This is a genomic window from Clostridiisalibacter paucivorans DSM 22131, from assembly GCF_000620125.1.
Classification (GTDB): domain Bacteria; phylum Bacillota; class Clostridia; order Tissierellales; family Clostridiisalibacteraceae; genus Clostridiisalibacter; species Clostridiisalibacter paucivorans.
Map to the genome: position 1 here is coordinate 17,334 of NZ_JHVL01000049.1, position 10,922 is coordinate 28,255.

The window sequence follows — 10,922 nt, forward strand, 5'->3', positions numbered from 1 at the left end:
TTTATTTTAGAAAAAAATAAATAGAGGGGTATTATTCCCCTCTAAATATAATCCTTATAGTTGTACCTTTATTTATCTGGCTTTCTATTTCTATTTCAGCCTTATGGACCTTTACAATCTCAGTACAAATAGAAAGTCCTATACCAGCACCATTATTTACTCTAGCCCTAGATTTGTCAACCATATAAAATGGTTCAAAAACCTTAGATAAATCTTCTTCAGCAATCCCTATCCCTTCATCCTTTACTTCAATGACAATATTTGAGTCTACATTTTTATATAGGTTTAAATAAATCTTGGAATCATTATCGGAGGCCTTTATGGCATTATCTACTAAATTAATTAATAGATTCTTTATTAAATCTTTTTCCACTAAAATTTCATATTCTTCTTCTGAAATAATCAGATCTATATTTTTATTTTCTAATCTAGTTCTTAAAATTTCTTTTACTTCCAATAATATGATTTTTATATTTTCTTTTTTCATTATAAAATTTTCTTTTTTAAGGAGTATTAAGTCCATCATTTTCTCAGAAAGTTTTTTTAGTCGCTTACCTTCATTTAATATATAGTTCATACCCAATAAAAACGTCTCTTTATCATGCTTAGTCGATATAAGAAACTCTGCATATCCTATTATGGAAGTCAATGGTGTTTTCAATTCATGGGTCAAATTATCTATAAATCTTTGTTTTTGATCCACACTTTTTTCAAGCATAAATATTTTATCCTCTACTGTATGTGCCATCTCATTAAAATTTTCTGATAAAATTCCTATTTCATCATTAGTACTTATATCTACTCTTTCTGAAAAATTCCCTTCTTTTATTCTCTTTGTAGAATCTATCAATTCATTAATTGGCCTTGTTATATATTTACTTAAAGCATACATCCCTATAGCTAGTACAATACAGATTATAAGCTCTAACCTAAGAAAAAAGGCATACTGTTTATCTCTCTCTTCATAGATATAGGTTATATCCCTTATATATGTAAATTTGAGGAATTCTCCATTCATATCCAACAAATTTGTTATAAATATATAGGTTTTATCTCCTATATCTCTTATGATATATCGTCTTTTATCTAAAAGAGGATTTTCAAGTTCTGCTCTTCTTTTATCTATCTTGATATCTAAATTACTAAAAATTTGGTTATTATTAATATCTAGAACTTCTATATATATATTCTCATCATTAAATGTCTTTATATAATCCTTAAGTACAAAATATATATTTTTCTCATAAAAAAATTTATCTAATTTCTTTGATATTGAGCTTATTGAAGCTATACTACTTTTAACTCCAGAATAAATACTCAAATGCTCACTTAAGCCCCTATTGACTTCTCTTTTCAGACTTAACTCATGACTATTTTCTATTAAAAAATATGCCCCTATATTGAATATAACTAAAAATATAAGCAGTGAATATATAAGTATCTTCTGCCAAAATTTCATTTAATCCTCCAATCTATACCCCACTTTATATACAGTCTTTATTTTATCGAATAAATTTAATTTTTTTCTAAGTTTTTGAATATGCATGTCAACAGTTCTCGTTTCTCCTAAATAATCATATCCCCATACTCTTTCTAACATCTTATCTCTAGACAGGGCTATACCTTTATTTTGAATCAGAAGTTTTAATAGCTCGAATTCCTTTACAGTTAAATCTACTATCTCACCATCTTTTTTTATAATTCTTTCTTCTGTAAAGATCTCTAAATCTTTGAATTGCAAGACATTGCTTTTCTTACCATATCTTTTAAGGATAACCTCTATTCTTGCTAAAAGCTCTATTGCTTCAAAGGGCTTTACTATATAGTCATCCGCTCCCATTTTCAATCCCTTAACTCTATCAGAAAGTGAATCTTTAGCAGTCAAGAAAATTACAGGTATATCTAAATTATTTATCTTTTCCATTATTGTAAATCCATCTAATTTAGGAAGCATTACATCCAATATTATCAAGTCAAACTTCTCTTCTTCTATTAGCTCTAAGGCCTTTTCTCCATCATATACTTGTATAGTTTCATAACCCACCATATTTAGATTAAGCTTTATTAAATCTGAAATGCCCAAATCATCTTCTACCACTAATATCTTTTCCAATTTAAATACACTCCTTGTATATTTCATAAGATAGTTATACATCAATTATATATTAAAGCCACAAATAAATAAAAATTTAAATTATACCATTTTTAAATTCATTTTCTATAACAATAATAATCATTATAAAAAGGCATTGCAATTTTGCAACACCTTCTACCTACAAACTATTACTATCCCAGAGCATTGGGATTGGGCTTGTTTGTCCTCTCGTATTGTTTACTATTCAACTGTTCTTCTGATTCGAGGGTTTTGCCCATAGCCCATACCTCTTTGGTACGCTTATTTACACTAATACTTATAACCTTTGTCTTTCCTGTTTTCTTATCTATTCCATATATATAATCTACATTAAATAACACTATTTGTGGGTCTGCATTCCAATATCTTAAAAATTTGATTTGATCAATATCCTCTACATAATTACGGCTCTTAATAAAATCATAGGCTATTTTTCTACCTTCTTTTATATCAAACTCTGGAAATCTGTTGGATTGACCTTCTTTGCTTACATCATGTACATATGTTATTGACTTTACTTCTTTGGTTTCTCTGTCTATGGTTACTGCATAATCTATCGATCTCATTTCTTTTAAATTCCAATCTTTTTCATTTTCCCAATAGAATCTCCAATTATCTTCATTCATATTTATTTCTTCTTTTAAATTTGTAATGTCCACTTCTTTTCCTGCAAACTCTTCTAATGCATTTAATGCCAATGATTTTTCTTTTATTTTGACTTCACTTCCCTTTAATTTTTCATGAGATATATCTCCATTTTTTATTCCTATTTCTTTTATTTCACCGTCTTGCTCTATTTTAGCATAATAGGATATAGCTCTATTATAGTCTTCAGCTAAATCATTTATCGCTTGCTGTAGATTTTCCTTCTCTTTCTCTGAATCACCACTATTTTTCATGGTCATCAGTTTTTTATTGGCATCTTCTAACTTCCTCTCATCAAATGTTGACCAAGAAACATGCCAAGATCCTGGCTCTAATAATTGTATATATTCAAATAAACCCTCTGTATCTACATCTACATTTAAATGTTTTTTAAAACCTTCAATAGCTATTTTTCTTAGTTTTTCTTCACTTAACTCTCCAGTTTTTTCTATATTTTGGATTTGATTTTTTTCTGTAAACAATTTATCTTTCTTTATTGATGCTTCACTCTGACAGCCTGCTAATACTGATATACCCATAATTAAAACTAATGGTATAATTATCTTTATATTCATAAATTTCACATGTAACCCCTCCAATATATTCCCAGCATACATTTAAATCTATCATATAAATAAAGTATATAAGAGTTGTATATAAATTGTAAAAAAGTTGTAAACTTTCATTACATTATTTATTTAAAATATACTCCTCTAAAGTTATATCATTCTCAAATATATATTCTGCTGCTTCTTTACCTATATACCTTATATGCCAAGGCTCATAACTATATCCCGTAATATGTTCTTTTTCCTTTGGATATCTTATTATAAACCCGTATTTATAACTATTTTCTTTTAGCCATATCCCTTCTTTTGTATCCCCAAAGCTTTCAACTAACCCATTTTTAACACTTGGGCTAGATACATCTATGGCAAGACCTGTCTGGTGCTCACTTTGTCCTGGATAAGCCACCACTTTATTCGCCTCTTCTTCTCCTACCTTCCTTGCTTTATTATTAAAGATATTTTTCTGCCTTTCATAGGGCCTGTACCCTGATACAGCATATAACTTAATCCCTTCATCATTGGCTCCTGCAAACAGCTTTTCTAAAGCAGTAGCAGCTTCCTTTCTCATCTGCTTTTTAGAATGATACCCTTTAAAAGAAAATGATACATCAGGAACCACCAAATCCTCTGGTGCATAGTCTGAGCTCAAAGGATGTTTCTTATTCACCAAAATAAGGATGTCATTTTCCTCCTTTTTATCGCTTTCATCTTTTATGTTATCCCCATTTGACTCACTCTGTACTGTATTTTCATCTAAATCAATATTTATGGATTCTTTACTCAGTGGCGGATTATTGCCTTCAGCAAAGTAATTCTCATATACTACAAATGTAATACTTAAAAAGATTATAATAAAAATACTAAAAAATAGAATCCTTCTTCTTATTTTCTGCTTTTTTACTCGCCTTTGTATTCTATTCTTTTTTAATCTTGTTATACGTCTTCCTTTCTCTTCCATATAATAACCTCCTACTTCACATTCTGGGAGCTATTATAACATTAGTACTTATCAAATCCATCTAATAGTTGTAAAATATTTGTAAAATATTCTTCTTTTTAGAATAAGAAACAGTTAGTAGTTAGTCGTTAATGGAGGACTATTTTATCTGGTATTTAAATAGATCACTTCTATATATAATCTTAGTAAATTCCAAGACCCTGCCACTGTATTTATCTATACAATTACTCTCTACGATAAGCATTGGAATTAAATTTGTACAATTGAATATTTTTCGTTCAAAATAAGTTGGGAAAGATACACTCAATATACTCTTAGTAGAGTCAAACTCCCCATATCCATTTTGTTCATAATACTTAAACATAGATTTAATATCTTTACCTACTTTATCTATATCTGTAAAGGTAGATTTATCGACATAAGATATATGTAATGCGATAGGTTTACTGTCAATCAATCTCAATCGTCCAATTTTATACACTTTATTGACTGAGTCTGCATTTAATTCTTGATAAATATTTTTATTATATTGGATTTGATCACAAAACAAGTTTTTAGATTCAAAATTGTATCCCTTATCTCTCATCTTTTTACTAAAACTCACATCCCCCGAAAGAGACAACTCTATTTTCTGTTGCTTAGTATTTAAATACCTGCCTTTGCCCTGTTTAGAATATAAATATCCCATCTCTTTTAACCTATCATAGGCCTTTCTAACTGTTATCCTAGTTGTTTTATATTTGTTAGCAAGCTCATTTTCCGATGGCAGTTTATCATTTTCTTTATATTTTTTTGATACAATATCCTCTAAAAGATTATCTATTATTAATGCTTCCTTTTCATTTTTCAAATCAATCACTTCCCCAATAATAGATTTTCTAGCTATTTTACGACTAATCCTTTATTTTTATTTATATATTTATAATTGATTTTTAAATATTACTAAAATATTATTCTTACTCTTGTCCCTTTGTTTAATTTACTCTCTATCTCAAGCCTCCCATGATGAATCTCTGCAATTCTTTCACATATGGCTAACCCCAAACCGATTCCATTATTTGCCCTTGTTCTTGATTTATCAACAACATAAAATGGTTCCAATATATACTCCACTTTTTCTTTTGATATACCAATACCTTCATCTCTAACTTCTATAATCTTATGATTATTCTCTTTATAAAAATTTAGATATATATGGGAGTTTTCATTACTGGCTTTAATGCTGTTATCTATTAGATTAGTAAGTAAAAGTTTCATCATATCTTTTTCCAAATAAACCTCATCATTATCTCCAGATATCACTAATTTTATGTTTTTCCCATCCAACTTAGGTTGTAAAATCCCTCTTACCTCTTCAAATACATTGATAATCCTTTCAGGCCTTAATTGAAAATCGTCTACTTCAACTACAATTAAGTCCATCATCTTAAAAGACAACTGTTCTAGCCGTTTTCCTTCTTTATATATAAAATCTATTGACTCCTTTAATATCTTATCATCTACTTTAGTTGTGCGTAATAAATCTGCATATCCAATTATAGATGTTAACGGTGTCTTTAATTCATGGGTCAAATTTTCTATAAATCTTTGTTTTTCAGCACCATTTCTCTCAAGTTCATTGATTTTTTCTTCTATAGCATCGGCCATCTGATTAAAATTCTCAGATAATATCCCCAATTCATCTTTACTAGAAATTTTTACCCTCTCATAATAATTCCCATTGGCAATCTTTTTAGTAGTATTAATTAAACTTGTTATAGGTCTTGTCAATATCTTGCTGAGAATATATATAAGAACTGACACACCCATGCAAATATAAAGCTCAAATAAAAAGAAAAAATGATATTGTTCTTTTCTTTCTTTATAAATATAAGATATGTCTCTGACATAAGATAGCTTATAGTCTTTATTTAGATTCATTAACCCTGCAACAAATAAATAGTATTCATTGTCTACTACTCTTATTATATAATTTCTCCTATACTTCAATAAAGATTCTAACTCTGGTCTATCCTGTGGTATATTAAAATCTAAATTGGAAAATATTTCATTTTCACCCATGTCCAATATTTCTATATAATCTGCCTCCTTTTTAAACACATCAATATATTCCCCTATAAATAATTTAATAGACTTATTCCCATCTATTTTTTCCATATTGTTATACATATGAATGCTTGTATGTAATCCAGAGACTATGGTTTTATGTTCACTCAAGCTATCTTTTATTTCCCTATTTATTCCCTGATTAAAAATCCTCTCGATTATTATAATTCCAGCTAGATTGAAAGATATTATAAAGCATATAAAAAAAATAATATAATTTTTCTTCCATAATTTCATTTATTAATCCTCCAATCTATATCCTACCTTAAATACTGTTTTTATATGGTCTTCAAGGGCTAATTTTTTTCTTGAATTTCTAATATGGTTGTCCACTGTTCTAGTTTGTCCAAAATAATCATATCCCCATACTCTTTCCAATATCTGATCTCTAGAAAATGCCACATTTTTATTTTTTAACAATAGAGTAAGTAATTCAAATTCCTTTGGTGTCAATTCAATTATTTCATCCTTTTTCTTTACCATTCTTTCTGGTAAATAGACAGTTAAATCTTTGAATTTCATAACTTGCTGATTCTTTCCATATCTCCTTAATACTACCTCTATCCTTGCCAAAAGTTCTAAAGACTCAAAGGGCTTTGTTATATAATCTTCTGCCCCTAATTTCAATCCTTTTACCTTACTTGAAACGGCATCCTTAGCTGTGAGAAATATTACAGGTATTTCTAGACATCTGATTTTTTCAATTAACTGGAATCCATCTATATTGGGGATCATTATGTCTAAAAGGATTAAATCAAAGGATTCTTGTTGAAGTATATTATATGCCTCCAATCCATCATATGCCTTTTTTGTTTCATAATTTGCTATATTTAAATTAATTTCTATTAAATTTGCTATGGCAAATTCATCTTCTACTATCAATATCTTTCTATTCAAAATATCATCTCCATTGTGTCATCATAATATTATTTCAACAATAAAATATATGTATCTAAATTTTAGAATCAATTCTAGTAAAACTCAATGTTAATTTATGTAAAATTGACGAAGACTTATTTACATAAATCTTCGTCAATGTAATTCACAAGTATTAAATCTTTATCCTCAAGTATTTACTGTTATTGAGGACTAGTTTTATAGCTTACTCCTTCTGCTGCCTTACCTAGATCAAATCCAGTTACCTCTCCTGTAATTCTATCTAAAATCACATTTGCTTTTTTACTTGCATCATCTTCATCTTCATAGAAAAATGCAATTGCATTGTGATCAAAACCAGCAGTAAGATTATCTTTGCCCATATTATCTTGAAACTCTTCGCTTTTTACTAGCTTAACATTCTCTATACCATCAAGATTGTGATTTGCTAAAAACTCCTGTGCCACTTCCTTTGCATCTTCAATACTCACAAACTTTGAAGGGTTTATTTTATTTTTATCCATTTTCACATCATGTGTAACACCTAAAAGCTCACCTGTTTCCTTGTTGAACGCTATTCTATATGCTTCATCTTCTGATTCCCATATTGCATATTCAATTCCATATTCAACTTCATCTTTCATTTTTCCAAAGGTTTTTATGGAGTTTCTTCTGTTTTTAATTATTGTTTCTAAGTACTCTTCTGCTTTATCTAATCCCTTTGTATCTCTTATTTCAATAGCTTGCAATATAGTTACATTCTTATAGAACTCATCTACATCGGCCTTACTATCTTCCAATGACTTAGAAGGTTTTTCCATATTGGCTAGATCAATATCTTCTAATATTTCTAACCATTTTTTATTTGATTCAACTATTTTTTCAAATTCTTCTATTTTACCATTCTTCGTCTCTGTGGTTGAACTAAAATTCAATTCATTAAAATCTGGCGTATCTTGAAAATATTTTTTCAACATTTCAATAGATCTTTCCTTTAAATCTTTATTTGATACTTGTTCTCCTTTTTCTGCATAAACTACATTGGGCTTAATATTATTTGCACCAATATTTTTTGCTCCCAAATCATATATCCCATAACCTGACCCTGCCAATATACTAAATGCCAAAAAACTTGCTAAAACTTTTTTCTTTTTCATCTTTATTACCTCCATTTTTTTATTTATTTGGTATGATTAAATTATACTTTGTAGATATCATGAAGGTTTGTGGACATTGTAAAATAGTTGTAAAATGTCATTATTTTTATATAAATATTAAAGGTCACTATTTATTATATCAATAAATAGCGACCTTTTTAAATAGGGGACGATGTAAATATAAATTAAAAAAAGTTTGAAATCACATCTATATTTAATGCCTATTTTTACTTTGATTTAAAATTTTATCCTAAACCATTTATCTCGTCTAATAATATAAATTGTTCTACTTTTTCAAGACCTTTATTTACTACAACTAGACACTCTTTATTGTCATCATATTCAAAGTAAAAATAATAAGCAGTGTTTTCTTTATCCTCTTTGAGTTCTGTTCCTCTATCTGTTGATAATGTGTAATCCTCGCCTATGATATTTTTTGTCTTCACAAAATTTGTAGCTAATGCTTTGGCATCATTATAGGAATAGTCTTTATAGCTTTCATCTTTAGGTTCAACATAGGCTAGTTGTAAATGTAATACTCTGCCGCTATCATTCACTAAGCCAGTATATTTAAATCCAGAACTTGATCTTACAAGATAATTTCTTTCACCTTGCATATCAATTTCTCTCCATGGTTTTTATTTAGTATTTTTGCTACAAATAGATTATAACTTAGAGATTTATAGTACTTATATAGTAGTTGTAAAAAAGATGTAAAGTCTTAAATATAAAAAAAGAAAGGAAAATTGTATATATTTCACTAATTAATTTTCCTTTCTTAATTTCTTTGATAGATATATTTTTATACATTATACCCATCTCTAATACAATGAAATATCCATAATTTAAAAAACAATAATTAATAGAGAATAGCTAAAGTATAAGAGTTCTGTGACTTTAAATATAGTACTTAATTTTTATTATATGAATAAATTCCAAACTATTAGTCCATAAAAAATACCTCCAAATAGATAATCTAACTTTTTATTAATTAGACTGTCTACTTTGGAAGTATCATATTATCTCCTATATTTTTATTTGAAATTTATTATTTTTGTATCATATCTTCATTACGACCAACAGGTTTCTCTAATATGGTATGTTCTATAGCTAGTGGCTCACCATTTACTGTAATATTTACTTTGTCTATATAGTCAATCTCTGTAAGGGTATTTGCTATAGAACTTATTGTCATAGCCTCACCTGCTGCACCACCCCAATGTTTAGTATGCATTTCTTCAGAAAAATCAATATAAGCAATACTATCTTCAACTTTAACAGAAAGGACTTCTACCTCTGGAGGTATAGTTGCATTTAAATCTTCACTACTAGGTCCCTTTATCAACTCTTCTACAATGTACTTTATGTAGTCTTGCTGCTTAATATCATCTGACACACTAATATTTCTTTTTTCAGGAACTACATACTCTGCATTTTGACCACCAAAATATAGAACTACCTCTTTAGTAGTTTCTTGCTGAGGATCTAGTGGAAATGTCTCCATAAATCCTCGTGATTTCCCACTTGGACCTATTAATTCTTCTCCTTCAATAAGAATTTTTACTCTTTCAGTTCCTTCAAATTGAGTAATTGTATTTACTAATGATCCAATGCCTATTATTTCTGCAATACTCCCAGAAAACTCATTGAATTCACTACTTAAGTCTATTATTATATCAGCGTTCTCATTAGTAATTTCAATAACCTCTGTATCAGGATTAATATTAGCAGTTAAGCTTTCATCACTGGGTCCCTTTATCAGTTCTTCAACTACGACCTGATACTTGTCTTCATCTTTTTCATAAGTAATTTCTCTTTCCTCACTAACCATTTTTTCATTATTTTCATCTCCATAAAAAAGCTCAACTTTTTCTGTCACACTCTGATCTTCTCCAATATCAGTATCCGTATTGTTAGGTTGTTCGTCATTATTAGTACATCCATAAAAACTAAATCCCAATATAGAAATAATCAATACTAAAACTATAGACTTTTTCATATATTTCTCCTTTCTTCTCTTTATATGCTCATATTATTATCTATATCTTTCTATTATATACATTATATAGTAAAATATCTCTAAGATAAAACCATAGATTTTCTTGAGTTGTCCAATAAATTGTTTGCATATCATCCTATTAATTATAACATATGTGAACTTACCACCGAGACAAGCAACGGTGGCTTCTTTGTAAGAAGTTTGGTATTTAACTTTCGACCTTAGCAGGCAACCCTTATTCTTAACGGGCGAGAACACTTGCCCTTATCCCTCATAGTCTCAACTAACTTGGGAATACATTTTTCTTCTTTTCTTAATATGTTTAGACTACCATTCACGTCCGAATTTACCAATCCAAAACTTGACTTAAATAGTCCTCTTACTACTCTACGAGATTTATCATATGTCTTTTTAGTTATCGGCTCTAAGTCAAAGGCACTGCAACCACTTGTATAGCTTTCTTCCTTGAATTTAATCT

The 10,922-nt window shown here is 28.7% G+C and carries 10 protein-coding genes and 1 pseudogene; all 11 read right to left on the bottom strand.

What is annotated here, in order from left to right:
• Positions 1-31: 31 nt before the first annotated feature.
• Positions 32-1,459 (bottom strand): sensor histidine kinase, encoded by a 1,428-nt coding sequence (locus tag Q326_RS0112190; RefSeq protein WP_026895647.1) that lies wholly within the window; start codon positions 1,457-1,459, stop codon positions 32-34.
• Positions 1,460-2,113, bottom strand: coding sequence for a response regulator transcription factor (locus tag Q326_RS0112195; protein ID WP_026895648.1), 654 nt, complete (start codon positions 2,111-2,113; stop codon positions 1,460-1,462).
• Between the two features lie 173 nt (positions 2,114-2,286).
• Positions 2,287-3,363, bottom strand: coding sequence for a hypothetical protein (locus tag Q326_RS0112200; RefSeq protein ID WP_026895649.1), 1,077 nt, complete (start codon positions 3,361-3,363; stop codon positions 2,287-2,289).
• A 106-nt stretch (positions 3,364-3,469) separates the two neighbouring features.
• Positions 3,470-4,306, bottom strand: coding sequence for a M15 family metallopeptidase (locus Q326_RS0112205; RefSeq protein ID WP_051531442.1), 837 nt, complete (start codon positions 4,304-4,306; stop codon positions 3,470-3,472).
• 139 nt (positions 4,307-4,445) lie between these two features.
• Complete coding sequence (locus tag Q326_RS0112210) at positions 4,446-5,156, bottom strand: GntR family transcriptional regulator (protein ID WP_026895651.1); 711 nt, start codon at positions 5,154-5,156, stop codon at positions 4,446-4,448.
• A gap of 92 nt (positions 5,157-5,248) precedes the next feature.
• Positions 5,249-6,649, bottom strand: coding sequence for a sensor histidine kinase (locus tag Q326_RS0112215; RefSeq protein WP_026895652.1), 1,401 nt, complete (start codon positions 6,647-6,649; stop codon positions 5,249-5,251).
• 3 nt (positions 6,650-6,652) lie between these two features.
• Entirely contained in the window at positions 6,653-7,309 is a 657-nt protein-coding gene (locus tag Q326_RS0112220) for a response regulator transcription factor (protein ID WP_026895653.1), read from the bottom strand.
• 182 nt (positions 7,310-7,491) lie between these two features.
• Positions 7,492-8,445: a YcdB/YcdC domain-containing protein gene (locus tag Q326_RS0112225; RefSeq protein WP_026895654.1), complete on the bottom strand. Its 954-nt coding sequence runs from the start codon at positions 8,443-8,445 to the stop codon at positions 7,492-7,494.
• Between the two features lie 245 nt (positions 8,446-8,690).
• Entirely contained in the window at positions 8,691-9,062 is a 372-nt protein-coding gene (locus Q326_RS0112230) for a hypothetical protein (protein WP_026895655.1), read from the bottom strand.
• Between the two features lie 431 nt (positions 9,063-9,493).
• Complete coding sequence (locus Q326_RS18000) at positions 9,494-10,444, bottom strand: GerMN domain-containing protein (RefSeq protein ID WP_051531443.1); 951 nt, start codon at positions 10,442-10,444, stop codon at positions 9,494-9,496.
• Between the two features lie 221 nt (positions 10,445-10,665).
• A pseudogene (locus Q326_RS18700) lies at positions 10,666-10,922 on the bottom strand (hypothetical protein); the annotation flags it as partial.